Annotated in this window: 14 protein-coding genes; 8 read left to right on the top strand and 6 right to left on the bottom strand. The window is 45.9% G+C overall.

Features of this window, described 5'->3' with window-relative positions; genetic code table 11:
- Positions 1 to 74 precede the first annotated feature (74 nt).
- Positions 75 to 599, top strand: coding sequence for a hypothetical protein (locus IDJ76_RS09655; protein ID WP_191163092.1), 525 nt, complete (start codon positions 75 to 77; stop codon positions 597 to 599).
- A gap of 71 nt (positions 600 to 670) precedes the next feature.
- On the opposite strand, the gene msrA is transcribed toward IDJ76_RS09655, so the two are convergent.
- The gene (gene msrA / locus IDJ76_RS09650; RefSeq protein ID WP_191163091.1) at positions 671 to 1,162 is read right to left on the bottom strand and encodes a peptide-methionine (S)-S-oxide reductase MsrA; all 492 of its coding nucleotides are present in this window, start codon (positions 1,160 to 1,162) and stop codon (positions 671 to 673) included.
- 220 nt (positions 1,163 to 1,382) lie between these two features.
- Here msrA and IDJ76_RS09645 point away from each other — a divergent pair, with 220 nt between their 5' ends.
- From IDJ76_RS09645 to IDJ76_RS09630, 4 genes are all read left to right on the top strand, one after another.
- The gene (locus tag IDJ76_RS09645; RefSeq protein ID WP_191163090.1) at positions 1,383 to 1,871 is read left to right on the top strand and encodes a hypothetical protein; all 489 of its coding nucleotides are present in this window, start codon (positions 1,383 to 1,385) and stop codon (positions 1,869 to 1,871) included.
- A gap of 6 nt (positions 1,872 to 1,877) precedes the next feature.
- The gene (locus IDJ76_RS09640) at positions 1,878 to 2,249 is read left to right on the top strand and encodes a ribosomal maturation YjgA family protein (protein WP_191163089.1); all 372 of its coding nucleotides are present in this window, start codon (positions 1,878 to 1,880) and stop codon (positions 2,247 to 2,249) included.
- Positions 2,240 to 3,007, top strand: a complete 768-nt coding sequence (locus IDJ76_RS09635; protein WP_191163088.1) for an oxygenase MpaB family protein — start codon at positions 2,240 to 2,242, stop codon at positions 3,005 to 3,007. The genes IDJ76_RS09640 and IDJ76_RS09635 overlap by 10 nt, the downstream gene beginning before the upstream one ends.
- 82 nt (positions 3,008 to 3,089) lie before the next feature.
- Entirely contained in the window at positions 3,090 to 3,308 is a 219-nt protein-coding gene (locus IDJ76_RS09630) for a hypothetical protein (RefSeq protein ID WP_191163087.1), read from the top strand.
- A gap of 504 nt (positions 3,309 to 3,812) precedes the next feature.
- Here IDJ76_RS09630 and IDJ76_RS09625 read toward each other — a convergent pair.
- From IDJ76_RS09625 to IDJ76_RS09615, 3 genes are all read right to left on the bottom strand, one after another.
- Positions 3,813 to 4,250, bottom strand: a complete 438-nt coding sequence (locus tag IDJ76_RS09625) for an SRPBCC domain-containing protein (RefSeq protein ID WP_191163086.1) — start codon at positions 4,248 to 4,250, stop codon at positions 3,813 to 3,815.
- Between the two features lie 82 nt (positions 4,251 to 4,332).
- Positions 4,333 to 6,747: a penicillin-binding protein 1C gene (pbpC, locus tag IDJ76_RS09620; protein WP_224746269.1), complete on the bottom strand. Its 2,415-nt coding sequence runs from the start codon at positions 6,745 to 6,747 to the stop codon at positions 4,333 to 4,335.
- Positions 6,731 to 12,340 carry an alpha-2-macroglobulin family protein gene (locus IDJ76_RS09615; RefSeq protein ID WP_191163085.1) on the bottom strand — a complete coding sequence of 1,870 codons (5,610 nt, stop codon included), beginning with the start codon at positions 12,338 to 12,340 and terminating at the stop codon, positions 6,731 to 6,733. The genes pbpC and IDJ76_RS09615 overlap by 17 nt, the downstream gene beginning before the upstream one ends.
- Positions 12,341 to 12,602: 262 nt before the next feature.
- Here IDJ76_RS09615 and IDJ76_RS09610 point away from each other — a divergent pair, with 262 nt between their 5' ends.
- Positions 12,603 to 12,827, top strand: a complete 225-nt coding sequence (locus tag IDJ76_RS09610; RefSeq protein WP_191163084.1) for a helix-turn-helix domain-containing protein — start codon at positions 12,603 to 12,605, stop codon at positions 12,825 to 12,827.
- Positions 12,828 to 12,856: 29 nt separating this feature from the next.
- Here the strand turns inward: IDJ76_RS09610 and IDJ76_RS09605 are convergent, their stop codons facing one another.
- Both IDJ76_RS09605 and IDJ76_RS09600 read right to left on the bottom strand, forming a co-directional pair.
- Positions 12,857 to 13,084: a hypothetical protein gene (locus IDJ76_RS09605; RefSeq protein ID WP_191163083.1), complete on the bottom strand. Its 228-nt coding sequence runs from the start codon at positions 13,082 to 13,084 to the stop codon at positions 12,857 to 12,859.
- A gap of 2 nt (positions 13,085 to 13,086) precedes the next feature.
- Entirely contained in the window at positions 13,087 to 13,359 is a 273-nt protein-coding gene (locus IDJ76_RS09600) for a hypothetical protein (RefSeq protein WP_191163082.1), read from the bottom strand.
- 251 nt (positions 13,360 to 13,610) lie between these two features.
- Here IDJ76_RS09600 and IDJ76_RS09595 point away from each other — a divergent pair, with 251 nt between their 5' ends.
- A complete protein-coding gene (locus tag IDJ76_RS09595; protein WP_191163081.1) occupies positions 13,611 to 14,630 on the top strand; it encodes an aldo/keto reductase in 1,020 nt (339 codons plus the stop codon).
- Between the two features lie 35 nt (positions 14,631 to 14,665).
- Entirely contained in the window at positions 14,666 to 15,235 is a 570-nt protein-coding gene (locus tag IDJ76_RS09590) for a TetR/AcrR family transcriptional regulator (protein ID WP_191163080.1), read from the top strand.
- Positions 15,236 to 15,379: the final 144 nt, after the last annotated feature.

The following is a 15,379-nucleotide window of genomic DNA, read 5'->3' as shown; positions in this document are numbered from 1 at the left end:
TTATCACTCGTGTTACCAATCATTGCATCTGTACAGTTACAAAACAACTCAGTATTAAATTGTTTAATCTTCATATGATAAAAGCCTACTACCTCCCAGCATCAAGGGCTATTGCCGCCGGTATCATCCTCGTGTTGATGGGCTTATTTCCGTTATACTTTGTCATGCTCACAGATCATTCGGTAACAGCAGGGTTTCAGTTTTTCCTGGAAACATTCACCGGATTCCCGGAAGTTATGTTGGGGATCATCTTCCTTGTAATCTTAATATCGGGCATACTTTATTTAAAAAATGCCCGGAAAATTCTTCGGCTAAAGTTAGATGAGCAGGGTGTTTATTACTTTCCGTTCGGTGAAAACCGACCTTCTAAATACAAGCCGCTTTTTAACCTTTTCTTCCTGAAAGAAAAACTGCTATTTATCGCCTACAAGGATATCATTAAGGCTGAATTGATTTACGATAAATGGCTGGGTGACGTAGTAATACTACAACTGAAAAACGGGCAGGCAAAACGAGTGCTTGCGGCAACCTTGAGTCTGGCAGATAAAAAAGAAATAACAATACTCATCAACAGTAAAACACAAACAAATTGCTTATGAAAAAAGGGGCAACTGTTACCCTAAAGTAACAGCCGCCCCTTTTTATTATTGAACTTAAGCTTGCATATTAATTAGCTCAACTTCCAGTCGGGCCGTTCAAAGTGGCAGGTGTAACCGTACGGGTTTTTCTGTAGGTAGTCCTGGTGTTCTTCTTCTGCATTCCAAAAATCAGTTGCAGGCACAACCTGGGTAACTATTTTACCGGGCCACACGCCGGATGCATCCATCTCTGCGATCAAAGCATTGGCGGTTTCCTGCTGGGTTTCGTCCAGGTAAAATATAGCCGACCTGTAAGATTCGCCGATGTCATTACCCTGCCTGTTACGGGTGGTTGGGTTATGGATCTGGAAAAAATATTCCAAAAGTTTGCGGTACGATAATTTTTCGGGATCAAATACGATCTCTATCCCTTCGGCATGCGAGCCGTGATTGCGATAGGTGGCGTTTGGTACATCGCCGCCGGTGTAACCAACTACAGTTGATATAACGCCCGGGTAATGCCTAAACAATTCTTCGACCCCCCAAAAGCAACCGCCGGCCAAAATGGCTTTTTCAGTATTCATATTATTCTGTTTTTATAAAGATACGGCCATTTTCCCAAACTCATAAACAGAAACCGGCTCCTTTCCTTTAATCAACCATATCTATAATTTGTTTTACCAAATGATTACAAAACGATCCACACCCCACTTACAATACTTGAAAGCCGGCAAAATATAATTTGCTAAATCAAAATTTATCTATTTACTTTGCATTACAAAGTACTTTTAATAAATAAATAAAATGGACGTTCATCGTTTATTATCACAAACAAAAACCTGCATCTGGATCATGATCTTTGGCCTTGCATTAAGCGGACTCACCGCGTTCCCTATCGAAAGTGAATTGCGATGGTTGGTGAAGTATTATAGCCTTTACCCAACGGTAATGACGAATTGGCTGCAAACCATTTATGCTGCAATTGTAGCCACTAACCAGCAATACCCGTACCTAAGTTATGGCACCGATTGGCTGGCCTTTGCGCACCTGATGCTGGCGGTGTTATTTATCGGCCCGTTAAAGGATCCGGTTAAAAATATTTGGGTAATTGAATTCGGCATGATCGCCTGCGTGTGTATTATCCCGCTGGCATTCATTGCGGGCAGCATCAGGCAGATCCCAATTTTTTGGCGGCTGATAGATTGTTCCTTTGGCGTGATTAGTATTATCCCGCTCGCGTTTTGCTATCATAATATTAAACGGTTAAACTCTTTTAAAACCAATTCGCTGTAGCGCATTATGCTTAAATTTAACCCTGTTTATTTTGCGGTAACCATATTGCTTTTTGTTATTGAGGTGCTGATTGGTATGTACATGCACGATGATTTTATCCGCCCATTTGGGGGCGATTTCCTGGTGGTGATCCTTTTGTATTGTTTTGTGAAGACTTTTGTTAACAGCAATATAAACCACGTGGTAATTGGCGTGCTGTTATTTGCCTGCCTGATAGAGGCCCTGCAATATTTTCATTTTATCAATTTAATAGGGTTGCAAAATTCTGGTGCTGCGCGTTTAATAATGGGCACGGATTTCGCATGGATGGATATGTTAATGTACACCCTGGGCATAATGCTGGTATGGATAACAGAAAGTATGATTAAATGCCTGTAAAATACTTTGTTGATGAAAGTTCGATAGTGCGGAAGATTTGGGGAAAGGCCGATACCGTGCTGTTTATTTTTGCCGGGGCAGCGGCAGAATTTGCGTTGAATAAAGCGGTAGACTGGCTGTATTTTACCGGCAAACTCCCCGCCGACCCATTGGGCAGGCTATTCGCTACTGTAACCTACTCCCGCAAAATTTTATTTTCGACGGAAAACAATGCGTATGCCGCAATAGACCAGATAACGGCCATACACCAATACGTAGAAGCCGCACGTGGTGCGCAGATCCCCGACTGGGCTTACCGCGATGTGCTTTTTATGCTGATAGATTATACGATAAGGGCTTACGAATTGCTGGAACGTAAGCTAACACCCGAGGAAAAGAGCGAAGTTTTTGATGTTTTTTATAACGTAGGTAACCGTATGGGGTTGAAGGGATTACCGGGCAATTACAACGCTTGGTTAATTATGCGTACCGAACATTTACAGCAAAATATGGCCTTTGGCAGCCTCACTGCCGATCTTTTTAAACAATACCGAAAACACCTGGGCGGCCCGCGTTATTGGCTGCTGCTCAAGGTGCAAGGCTTGGTAACGCCACCAACGGTGCGTAAAATGTTGCGCCTGCCGGATGCTCAAGGTTTGATGCCTGTGCTTGCTGCTTACAAACTAACAAGCAAAATTGGTTTACAACATTTGCTGCGTGATATGCTGCTGCCGGCCAAATATAAAGCACAGATCCGGGAGTTAGACCGGCCTCTATAGTTTACAATTAAATCATCCGGCTTACCGGTCGTTTGAAATTACTGGCATCATATTTATTGTAGTTGGGCTAAATACTTAAACTATGACACCACATATCACCAGCGGCACTTTTGACCAGATGGAACACGCTGAAGACGCACAGGAATACCTTTTAGGCAACGAATTTGAAGAAGATCAACTGAAGCTGGAAGGGCTTAAGCTATACGTTTACACCCAAACAGCGTTGGAAGCACAGGAAGCGGTAGATGTGCTAAGAAATTATGGCGCCAGCGATATTAGTATGGCAGAGGTGGCGAAATAATTAAATATATTAATGTTAAGTTGTTTCTTGCATGAGGAGCTAGACCTCGAATCAATAGCGAACTATTTACGTGTAAAATATAAAAGCTAATTTGCTACGTTAGTAGCTTTCGCTTTGTAGCCAAACACAAAGCATAGTTTTGCCTCTTTAGAGGCTACCCTTTTCGCCATCCATGTATTCGTTAGGGTTGCACCTACGGCGCAAAGGATCTCGTTATTTATTCTACAAAGCGGTAACCCCTAAAGGGGTAAGGTTCGCTAAGAAGATATGGGTCGTACGTCCGTTTCAGCGCTTGAATATTCAAATTTGCTCCGTTAGGAGCTACCGCTTTGTAGCAAACACAAAGCGTAATTTTGCCTCGTTAGAGGTTACCTCTCTTAAGCATGCATTCGTAGGGTTGCACCTACGGCGCAAAGGGTCTCTTTATTTATTCTAAAAAGCGGTAACCCCTAAAGGGGTATGGTGCGCTGCGAAGATTTTATCACCGCACTACTTTTACCTCTTTTAAAGTTTAGCCAGGTTGCCTTCAACATGCCGCTTAAATGAATGCAATACTGCCTGGCAAAAAGCCGACTGCATCTCTATAGGGTCGCTGTTATTGGGTTCAAAAACTTCCGTTACACGTACAGTTTCGCCATGAGCTTTAAAGGTTATGGTAGATTTACGGCCGTCATCAAGCGTATAGCTGATTAACTCGTAAGCTTTTACCTCGTCATAAATACCTTCGAAATTAAAATTAAAGCTGCCATCTTTAAGCCCCATTACATACAGGAAACGAGCGCCCGGGCGCAAATCATTTTCCACCGTTGGCGTGTGCCACTCGTCAGTAACGTTGTTCCATTGCATAATATCGCCGGGGGTATTCCATGCAGCCCAAACAGTCTCTAAAGGTGCGTGCACGTCAACAATCGCGGTGATGGAAGCTTTTCCTGATGTATCCATAATATTAATTAACACACAAATATAATGCTACTTGAGCATTGTATGGCCCTTGTTCTGCATTGCTTCTTTAATATCGCCGCACCTACTTATCCTTATCCAGCACTGTGAAATTTATCCTGACGGTATTGCCATCCCCATCAACAAGGGTCAGTTTATGACTGCCGGGTGCAGGGTTAATAGATAACTGGTGAAAATCTTTAGTGGTTCCGACAAAGGTATCATCTAACGACCAAAACACTTTGGTACCCGCTTGCCTGTGCGCGGCGTTGCAAATGATACGTCCGCGACTTTCGTCGGCCTCTAAGGGGATATAAACCTTCGCGCCATCCTTGGGGTAGATCAATTCCAGCGGTTGGGCCTTATCCGCTTCCGCGCAGCCGGGTTTAAATGGCGGTAGGGTTTTGTACTGGTAATTTTTGGGCTTATAATAATACTCCATCGAGGGTGGCAGCACAAACCAATTTTGGTTGATGATCTGGTCGGGTGCCAAACAATCGCTGTTCACCTGGTACTGTTTATTCCTGTCCAGGTGTACTAACTGATGATAAGGGCATACTGGCGACCGCAACCCGCTTTGCGGTACATACATTTCGTCCGGGTTATCGCAATATTCTCCTGCCCGGAAACCACTTTGGTGGCAAACCTTTATTTTCACCATTTCGCCAATGGGTTTCTCAAACCATTCGCGCGATACGGGCAACAACCTGAAGATCTCGAACATGGCGGGCGCGGCGGTATTGATACCCGTTAAATTCGGCCTGCCCTCGCCGGAGGTATTGCCAACCCAAACGCCCACCACGTACTTAGGCGTAATGCCTATTGCCCATCCATCCCTGAAACCAAAACTGGTGCCGGTTTTCCAGGCCACGCGCTGGGTAGATCCAAACTGCTGCCAAAGCATTTCTTCGCCGGGGCGCATTACCTCTTCCATAGCCTCTAAGGTATAGTAGATGGATCCTGCGTCAAGCAGCCCGGTCCTTTCCAGTTCCGGCTTTTGGTAAACAACTGGCGCATATACTGGAGCGTGATAATCTGCCGGATCGTACTGGCCATCGTATTTTTTGTAGTGATTAAGCACCCGTGCCATATCCGCATAAGTACCGGTCAGTTCCCAAAGTGAGTTTTCGCCACCACCTAAAATCAACGAAAGCCCATAATAATCTGCCGGTTGTTTAAGCGTGGTGATACCTGTCTTCTTTAAAAAATCATAAAAACGTTCATACTTAAATTTCTGTAACAGCTTAACGGCGGGTACATTCAGCGAACGCGCCAAAGCCTTCGACGCAGGAACCGCCCCATCATACCCCAGGTCGAAATTCTCGGGGTGGTATCCTGCAATTTGTGTGGGGATATCAGGCACTAAACTTTGCGGCAGTATCAAACCGTCGTGCAGCATCGCGGCATACATCAGCGGTTTTAAGGTGCTGCCGGGGCTACGCGGGGCATCTATTACATCTACACTGCTCTCCATCAACGGGTCATTACTGTGGTAGATGTTCCCTGCGTAAGCTAATGCCGCGCCGGTTTCTACATCCAGCACAATAGCCGCGATGTTATTAATATGATTAGCCTGCAAAACCATGTGGTGCCGCTGAATAATGTCCGTTACCTGCTGCTGTAAATTGGCCTTGATGGTAGTGGTTAAACGGGTGTTTGTTTGCGGATCATTTTTATGATCGCTTACAAAACGGGCCAGCAAATGCGGCGCGTATTGCGGCAGGGGTACCGGCTTATCGGGCATGGGTTCCAATTTGGATAAGTCGGCGGTACTTTTATCGATAACTCCTTTGGCCCTTAGTTTATCTAAAAGTTGATTGCGTTTCTTTAATAGTACCGACCGGTTTTTACCGGGATGCACCAGCGAGGGCGAGTTAGGCAGCACCGCCAATGCCGCCATCTCTCCCCAGGAAAGCTTATCCGGGCTGCGGCCAAAGTACCGCCACGATGCCGCATCCAACCCCACCACGTTACTGCCAAACGGCGCATTACTGGCATACAGGGCCAGCACTTCGTTTTTATTACGGGTAAGTTCTAAGCGCAGGGCCATTACCATCTCTAAAAGTTTATTCCAAAAGTTGCGGTGGTGATGCGTGGCCAGCCTAATCACCTGCATGCTGATGGTACTGCCGCCGCTGGTCACATGGCCGGCACTCAGGTTTTGTTTAATAGCCCTGCCGAAAGCCAGCATATCCACGCCGGGGTGGTGCTCAAAGCGTTTATCTTCAAAGGCGATTATACACTGTTTAAACTTATCGGGCACGCTGGCATTGTACGGGAACCGCCACTGACCGTCGGCAGCGATAGATGCACCCAAGAGCACGCCGTCTCTATCTTCGATCACAAAAGATGTAGGGCTGTTAAAAAGCCGCTTTGGCAGGCAAAACAAAAACAACAGCAGTAGTACCGCCATCATTAACAATACTGCTGCCTTCCGCCTGGTCATCCACCGCTTGAACGGAACGATGATCCGGCTGCCTTTATCATTTAACCACTTCAACCCAGCTGCCCTTTTCTAACGCGTTGATAGATGAATTGTACATGGCCTCGCAATAGGTGGCCGGTAAATAATACCTGCCCGTGTAGGCCGCGGTAAGCATTACATAATAAGTTACGGTCTCGCGTTCAGCCAGGCCGAAATAGGTATTCACCCTATCGTCGCGGATGTCCTGGTAATTGGATGGCGACGATTTATAAACCTCGTCATTATTCAGCATCCTCGTATTCAGTATTTCCCATCCCGATGGGAAGATCTGTGTAAGCGCCATATTATCGTACCGGCCCCTGCTCCCCGGGTTTCGTACAGTTACCTTAGCAATAAAATCCGTGCCTTGTTTAAGCGCGGCTACATTTACCGGTTTGCCGCCCATACTCATGTAGCTAACGTTCATTTCTAATACATCCGGATTATTGGCAATTACGGTTTCCTGGCCCGGTGTGGGCTGGCCCTGCTGGATCAACCTCAGATACAATACATTCCTGCCGATATTTTTCACTATGGCTTGCCCACCGCTGCCGTTAACCGGCAGCTGCCACAATGCAGAACCCGATTTTATAGTTCCCGTTGCCTTACCTGCCTGGTAATTGAACAGCAATTTATCGGGGGTGCGGTTTTGGCCGCTGTACTGGGCAATTGCTAATAAAGAGTATGCCGTTGTTTGTGTACTGTACCAGCTATCCTGTGAAAGATCTGCAGCTACGGTTTGTAGCAAGCCCGCTGCTTTTTGTCGCTGGCCCAGCAGGGTAAGTGCTTCCAATATCATTGCCTCGTCCCGCAGATCTGACCCATAGGTGCCGTACATTTGATTATAAGGTTTCACGCTTGTGCTTAACCCTCTGATCATTTGCAAGGCAACCTCCGGCTGACCGGCCAGTTTGTAGGCGGCTGCCAAACGCCATTTGCCCTGTTCGCTCAGAAATTTATATTCTTTCAACCGGTTCATCGCGCCCAATTCGGGTACGCGCGCCATAGCCAACAGGTATAGGCGGTATGCCTGAGTAAGATCGGCGCCATAATAGGTTTTTGCATCTGGTGCCCAGTTGAGCGCCTTTTGTTTCTGAAATTTCTTCCAACCCTCTAAAAACCCAACGGGCAGCGTATAACCTTTGGCCTGGGCCGCCAGCATAAAGTGCCCGGCGTAGTTGGTGCCCCATTCATCGGCATCACCCTCGCCCGGCCAGTAGCTTAAGCCGCCATTAACCACCCGGAAGCCGTTGAGCCTGCCAATGGTCCGCTTGATATTCTCTTGCACCTCGGCACGTTTGCCTGCTGACAGGTCCATCAACTGATCCAAATAAAGTTGCGGGAAACCCGACGAGGTAGTTTGCTCCACACAACCGTGCGGATACTGGATCAGATAATTTAACCGTTTAGCCAGGTTCAGGGCCGGGATTGCCGAAACTTCCAGCGTGGCCTTGTTACTGCCTTGCATCCCAACCGCTGCGTAGTTACTGCTCCAGCTTTGGCCGGGTTGGATCTCTTTCTCAATCACCCTGGTAACCGGCGGGTTTGGGTTACGTATATTAAGCTCCACATCTTCTACCGATGTTTCGTTACCGCTTTTGGCGATGATGCGAACCTTGCCCACACCTACCATATTCTTCACATCCATCTCAAAAGTTACCACCTGGTCGCCGGGTTTGGTGAAGGTGATGGTACGCTGGTTACCCTGCGCGCTGTTAAACGTATTAGACTGTACCGTGATACTCACGTTTTTGATGTTATTCTCCATCGCGAATACGGTAACCGGCAGCTGGAATTTCTCCGACGGGCCAAGCACCCGTGGCAGCGTAGCCAGGATCATCAGCGGCTTTTTAACGGCCACGGCCTTTTCAGCAAATCCATAGCTGCCATCGTGCCCGGCAATCACCATCGCCCTTACCGAGCCTATGTATTGCGGCAGCGTAAACTTCTGTGTTTGCGATTCACCTTTATTGAGATGGAACGGCCCCAGGAATTTCACAACCGGCTTAAAGCGGTTTACCGAGATATTGCGGTTGCTGCCTAACGAGCCATCGCCGCCAATACTCAGGATGCGCTCTAAACCACCGCCATAGGCACCAATCACATAGTCAAACAAGTCCCAGGTTTTTACGCCCAGTGCCTCGCGGGCATAGAATGACTCATGCGGATCGGGTGTTTTAAAATTGGTGAGGTCCAATATGCCCTCATCTACAATCGCAATGGTGTAGGTCATTTCCTTACCCGAGGCTTCCGAAACAGTTATGGCCGACGGGGTTTGCGGTCTTATCTTATCCGGCATATTAATCATCGGTTTCAGCGCCGTTGCGGGGTTGTCTACCTTGATGGGTATCGCGCCATACATCCGTATCGGTAAATCGTTAACCGTTTGGGCGTGTTGCTGCAATAGCGTTACGTTTACAAATACGTTAGGAGCCATGCCTTCCTCTACTTTAAACTTGTATTGGGTTTGGCCTTTTTTAGTATCCGTCCAAACGGCCTTTACAACCTTGCTGCCATTCTCAAAACTGATCAACGCGCGGCCGTCGCTGCCGGTAGGGATAGTCAGCGTGGCCTCTTCCCCTACCTTATAGCTTTTCTTATCAGATGTAAAGGACAGCATCGCCGCCTCGGTTGGGTTATCCTGCTGCAGGCGTTCGGCCCAGTTTGGCCAGTCGACATAAATGATCTTACCGGTAGAGTGGCCCGTAGCCCGGTCTTTTACCTTGATCAGATACCGGCCCCAGTCATTTTGGTTTACATGCAGCGTCCAGTTTCCGCGGCCGTTGGTTAACCTTACGGATTGCGTGGTGATGAGCTTATTAAACTGGTTCTGCGTAAAGTTGCTCATCTCGTCGCCGGTTTGGTCCCACCACCAGCGCCATTGAATTTTGTACAGTTCCACATCCACATTCCGGATGCCCGCAAAAGGGTTGCCCTTTACATCCACATCGGCAATTGCTATCTGGTGGTCGGCACCTGTTGTCAGCATATCGCTCAATGAACTACCTTGCGGCATTTTAATTCCCACATAACCGGGGTAAACATTATAGGGTTTGCTTACCTGCTGGATGCTGAAATTACCGCCCGGCTCAAACACCTTCACTAAAAAATTGGCCTTAAGCTGGCCGGGCGCCTGTTTCTCTACATTGATATCTGCATCTATCGGTGTGGTACCGTTCTCGTCTAACTTGCCATCAAAAACAGTTTGCGTTTGGGTATTAAATGGCAGGGTTGGATCGTCAAATGTGTAGCCCTCAAAGTTTTTAAAGCTGGTAGTTTGTGCCGATAAAAACGCATCGACCTTGGCCTTTAAGTTTTGAGCGATACCCCCAAACAGCCATTTGGCCGTTAATACGCCATTGCTGCCGCTGCCTTTGGTCAGTTCGGTTTGGTTGCCAAAGTTCAGGTCGAGTTTGAGGCGGTTGGGCATAATGGTTTCTACCTTCAGGCTTTTCTCAAACAAGGCGCCACCTACCTTTACCTTCGCGCTCCAGTTGCCCGTTGGCGATGAGGTAGTTGTTGCCACATGGAAACTATAAAACCCATCTACAGATTTTGTCTTCACCAGCTTTTTATACAACTGCCCCTGCGGGTTGTAAAATTCAAATTCGACCGGGTGATCGGGCGGCAGGGTTTTGAGTTTATCCTCCAGGATAAAAGAAACAAAGATCGAATCGCCGGGGCGCCAAACACCACGCTCGCCATAAATAAATCCCTTTAAACCGTGCTGAATTTGCTCGCCGCTCACGTCAAAGCGCGATAGCGGCAGGGCGTTACCATCATCCAGTTTTAAATAGCCACGCTCCGCTCCTTTTTTAGCTACCAGCAAATAGGGTTTGCGTTTTAACGTAAAATTGGCAAAGCCGTCGCCGTCTGATGTGCCCTTGTAGATCACCTGCTTCTGGTAATCCAGCAGTTCCACATCTACACCACTCATGGGTTGAGCGGTTAAAATATTGGTTACGGCCACCATCATACTGTTATCGTTGCCGCGTTTGGCTATCAGCCCGATATTTGACGCGATGATGTTACGGGTTGCCCATTTATCTTTAGTGTAATAAGATGTGCTGCAGGCATCGTCGCGTTCGTTCCAGCGATAACCTGCCGGGTAGTAGCTATCATAACGGCTCCAAAAATCGTCGTCGTCATCAATACCACTTCCGTTATAATCGCCCTCACCTTCGCTGTAATCGCCTTCACTTTCTTCATTATCCGTAGCATCATCCACAACAGATTTTACCTTACCTGCCTTACAATTGTAAACGGAATACGATTGCCTGAACCCGATCACCACCCGGTAAATTGCCCCCGGCTCGGTACGCAACAGGCGGTCAATATCCAGCATAAAACGGTTCTTTTTATTCAGGTTCAGGCTGCGGTCGTTATCCAGCCTAATGGTGGTTTGCACCACAGGTTTACCTACCTGGCGCAGTTGCTGCTCACCATCAAAATTATTGTTCTGAAAGTATTGCGGTACGTTGTTCTCATAGATCTTAATAATGCTCACATCCACTGCGTTCAGATTGGTGGCTTCGAAAGGCATCATCAGCTTGCCGCTGCTGGGCAAAATCACGCCCTTGCCTGGTATGGTAACTGATGGCAGCCGGTTCTCAAAAAACACGTTGGCCGTATAATTGGTGCCCAGTTTTTTACGGTTGATATCCTCAACCCCGGCAATGGCAAAAGCGTTGTAATTACCCTGCACATGATCGGGCGGATACAGTTTTACCATGCTGCCTTCAATGGTGTAGGCCAGATCGGCCACGTTGTTCAGCCCCAGCAAACCGTTTAGTTCCTGCCCTATCCGGATAGGGTTGCTAAACTGGTACAACACGTATTGGTCCTGCTCCTGCATGGCCTTTATACCCAATAATTTAAACACACCTACGGCAGGTACCTCAAATTGCTGGTTTCCTTTTTTATTGACGTCTAACACGCCGCCGTCCCAGTTCATGATCAGCGGGGTAGCTTTACCGGTGGCCCGCGACAGGTTATTTACCGTAAAATCGTGCATTTTGGTGGCCGGGTGGTGCTGCCAGGTAATGGCCCCGGCGGCAGGATATTCGGCACTGATCAGTTTTTCCACGTTCGCGTTGTCTTCCTTATCGGCAGTTTGCACGGTGCCGGTCAATTTCATCTTATCTAACGATGTATTGGTGGCACTTTGCACCCCTACGAACGAGATGCTGAAATCCGGCTTGATAGTTTGGAATGTAAACTCGAAATGCTCCAAATCGCCGGGGACTTTAGTGATGTCCCCCAGATCAAAATCAACGCTGTATTCCTTATCGGGATCGAGCTTTTCCGCGGGCTTAAATTCAATAGTTTGTGCATCTACCCAATAGGCCTTGCCCTTTACCGATGGCGAAAAGCTGAATACATCGTTGTCCAGCTCCTGATTTTGGGCGTGTGTGGTTTGTACCTGGTTGGCCAGTTTAATGCGGATGGTACTTTCTTTAGAGATAACCCCCGCCGTGTACGATTCGATGTACTTGCTGAAAGCCTGGTTATCGGTAGTGGTTTTTTTTTGCTTATAAAACCAAAACAGTGTAACAGCTAAGATTAAGGTAAAGAGGGACACAGCAATAACAATATTGCGGCGCGAAAACCAGGTATGGGCAGCTTGCATAATATTTAGATAGGTAGTAACCAAATATAATTGAAAGCAAATGGATTTTAACCGGCCCTGCGAAAGATTATTTTAAGATGGGTAAACTTAGCGTTTGGTTAAGGTGCCGGCTGATTTCACAAACGCTGCCCTTATAAACAAGCGGGCCATTTAATTATTTAACTTATTAATTAAACAATACAGCACCAAACACAAACCACATATATAGTTGTTACGTAGATGGTTATAATACCCTGTTACCATGTATTAATATTTAACGATAATGCAGTTTGATTTACAATTACTAATTGAAACTATCCGCAACCGCAGGCTGGCGTTGCAGTATAAGCAAGAGTATGTTGCCGCCTGTCTTGGCGTATCGCAAAACGCTTACAGCAAACTGGAACTTGGCCGTTGCCACCTTACCGTGCAGCGTTTGATTGACGTTTGCCGCATATTGGAGATAGATGTTTATGAAATGCTGAAACCTGCCATGCAAGTTGCATAATTGGCGCTGGTAAAGCCCCCAACCACCGTTTATTTTTTTGACCAGTCCATACCGATGATATTGCCGGACTTTTCATCCTGATCTATCTTCAACTTACCGTGATATTGTCGGTAAAAATGCTTGGTTTTTATATTATACATAATACGGTAACCATGCCGTTGCTGGCATAATTCGCAACCACAGTCTTCGGCAGCACTTTCTGCATAACACACGCTTGGCAACGAATTTTTATTCCCCCCTGATTTACTATCAGCCATCGTTATTGCATTTTAATAATATAATCAAACCAAACAAAAAGCTGATCGAACAGGGCGCCGGTATTGAATGGGTTACCCTTTGATGTGATCATTTTTACATATCCGGCCGCATTATCGGCAATTACATGGTCAATATCGGTTATCTGGTTTTTGTCTAAAAACACAAACTTTACCTTTACCATCCCCTTTATATTTTCAATCTGGCTGTAAGCAGGCACCATATGGCGCTCGCCTTTTATATAAAAAGTGATGTGGCGTGTTTCTCGTAAACTCATTTGATAAGTAGCAGTTTCCATTTAATTGTAAAGAAAATGAAAAGCAGACAGACCTATCAGGGTGAAAAGCCCCTATTTAGCAGGGGTTTTTAGCTTGTTTGTACGACTTGGGATTGAGTTGAGGATAATTTTATGAAACTTTTTATTTCAGAAATTATTTTGATATTTCTATTCATTGTCTGTTTTTTTCTAACAAATTAAGTAATACATTTGCAGACCGACTAATCTGTCGGTATTAAAATGTATAAAATATGAAATTTAAAATGTTAGGGGATACCGGCTTATTGGTATCACAATTTTGTCTCGGAACGATGACATTCGGAGATCATGTGGTTTATAAAGAACTGGGCGGTTTGGATCAAGAACAAGCTAACGCTTTATTAAAACAGGCTGTCGAGGCGGGTATCAACTTTATTGATACAGCAAACGTTTATGCCGCGGGGCGCTCAGAGGAAATCACCGGGCAAGCGATCAAAGATTTGGGCATCCAGCGGGATTCTTTGATACTCGCTACGAAAGCGAGGTCGGGCATGGGTACCGGCCCCAATGACAAAGGCCTCTCACGCAAGCACCTCATGCAGCAGGTAGATGCCAGTCTGAAACGTTTGGGTACAGATTACATTGATCTCTATCAGATGCATTCCTATGATGCCCTTACACCCATCGAAGAAACTTTACGTGTAATGGATGACCTGGTCAGAAGCGGAAAAGTACGTTATATAGGCGCAAGTAATGTACCTGCCTGGCTATTGTCGCAAGCTTTAACTTATTCTAAGTATAACAATGTTGAAAAATTCATTTCATTGCAAGCGTATTATACAATTGCTGGAAGAGATCTGGAACGCGAACTTGTTCCTTTATTGCAAGCTCAGAAAGTTGGCTTAATGGTTTGGAGTCCGCTTGCAGGTGGCTTGTTAAGCGGAAAGTACTCTCGTTCCGGAGAAACAGATTCCGGGAGAAGAAATACGGTTAATTTCCCTCCGGTAAACCGTGACCGGGCTTTCGATATATTGGATTTACTACATCCGATGGCTGAATCAAAGGGTGTTACTGTAGCTCAACTTTCTTTAGCCTGGTTGTTACACCAGCCTGTTGTAACGAGTATTATTGTAGGTGCTAAAAAGCCGGAGCAGTTGAGTGATAACTTAGATGCGGCAAATGTAAATTTTACTAATGACGAATTGAAACAACTGGATGAGATCAGCAAGCTACCTGCTGAGTATCCGGGTTGGATACTGGAGTATACCAAGGCAGATCGTACTTTATCCTAATTACCTTAGCTTCGTTTAATTAACTTTGAGCCCTTATGAATATTGCGGAACCAACGAAAAAGGAAAAAGTAATTGCCGCCGCTGTTAAGCTTGTTGTAGCCAACGGGTTCAGTAAGGTCTCTACAGCAGGTATATCAAAAATTGCCGGAGTGGCGACAGGTACAATGTTTCATCATTTTAGCAGCAAGGACGATATTATTATTACAGCATATAAAACTGCTAAACGCAGTTTTATAGCGCAAACAATGAACTGCCGGAATGAGAATAATGTAAGAGAAGATTTAAAGCTGATGTGGTATAACCTGATTGAATGGTCATTAAATCATCAGGATGAATTTCGGTACATGCAGCAGTTTGTAAATTCTCCATATTATGGTAAAGAATTAATGGCACAGGATGATACTTGGACATCATTATTGGATTGGTGGAAAGCGGCCATTAAGAACATGCAAATAAAAGACATACCTATTGAGTTTCTCATTAAGATATTTAGCACCGTCCTTTACAGCACGATAGATTTTTTAATATTGCACCCCAATAAAAGAGACGAGTATTTAGAACACTCTTTCCTGATGTGCTGGGATATGGTCGGTGTAGACCATTAAAACTTTTAAATCCAACAAACCGAAGATTCGGCTTGTTGGATTTAGTTTCCAGTCATTTCCTTAACGTAATGACATTGAGGTGGAGGGGCTTATCCATACGGATAACGGCAAAAGTTATGTGTATAGACACACTCGGCACGTTTG

The sequence above is a fragment of the Mucilaginibacter glaciei genome (genome assembly GCF_014773245.1).
In the GTDB taxonomy this organism is placed as follows: Bacteria; Bacteroidota; Bacteroidia; order Sphingobacteriales; family Sphingobacteriaceae; genus Mucilaginibacter; species Mucilaginibacter glaciei.
This window is presented reverse-complemented; position numbering and strand designations above follow the sequence as displayed.

Excerpts from the sequence above, each read along its gene's own strand:
- IDJ76_RS09655 (WP_191163092.1), top strand. The coding sequence starts at position 75 with ATGATAAAAGCCTACTACCTCCCAGCATCAAGGGCTATTGCCGCCGGT.
- msrA (WP_191163091.1), bottom strand. The coding sequence starts at position 1,162 with ATGAATACTGAAAAAGCCATTTTGGCCGGCGGTTGCTTTTGGGGGGTC.
- IDJ76_RS09645 (WP_191163090.1), top strand. The coding sequence starts at position 1,383 with ATGGACGTTCATCGTTTATTATCACAAACAAAAACCTGCATCTGGATC.
- IDJ76_RS09640 (WP_191163089.1), top strand. The coding sequence starts at position 1,878 with ATGCTTAAATTTAACCCTGTTTATTTTGCGGTAACCATATTGCTTTTT.
- IDJ76_RS09635 (WP_191163088.1), top strand. The coding sequence starts at position 2,240 with ATGCCTGTAAAATACTTTGTTGATGAAAGTTCGATAGTGCGGAAGATT.
- IDJ76_RS09630 (WP_191163087.1), top strand. The coding sequence starts at position 3,090 with ATGACACCACATATCACCAGCGGCACTTTTGACCAGATGGAACACGCT.
- IDJ76_RS09625 (WP_191163086.1), bottom strand. The coding sequence starts at position 4,250 with ATGGATACATCAGGAAAAGCTTCCATCACCGCGATTGTTGACGTGCAC.
- IDJ76_RS09615 (WP_191163085.1), bottom strand. The coding sequence starts at position 12,340 with ATGCAAGCTGCCCATACCTGGTTTTCGCGCCGCAATATTGTTATTGCT.
- IDJ76_RS09610 (WP_191163084.1), top strand. The coding sequence starts at position 12,603 with ATGCAGTTTGATTTACAATTACTAATTGAAACTATCCGCAACCGCAGG.
- IDJ76_RS09605 (WP_191163083.1), bottom strand. The coding sequence starts at position 13,084 with ATGGCTGATAGTAAATCAGGGGGGAATAAAAATTCGTTGCCAAGCGTG.
- IDJ76_RS09600 (WP_191163082.1), bottom strand. The coding sequence starts at position 13,359 with ATGAGTTTACGAGAAACACGCCACATCACTTTTTATATAAAAGGCGAG.
- IDJ76_RS09595 (WP_191163081.1), top strand. The coding sequence starts at position 13,611 with ATGAAATTTAAAATGTTAGGGGATACCGGCTTATTGGTATCACAATTT.
- IDJ76_RS09590 (WP_191163080.1), top strand. The coding sequence starts at position 14,666 with ATGAATATTGCGGAACCAACGAAAAAGGAAAAAGTAATTGCCGCCGCT.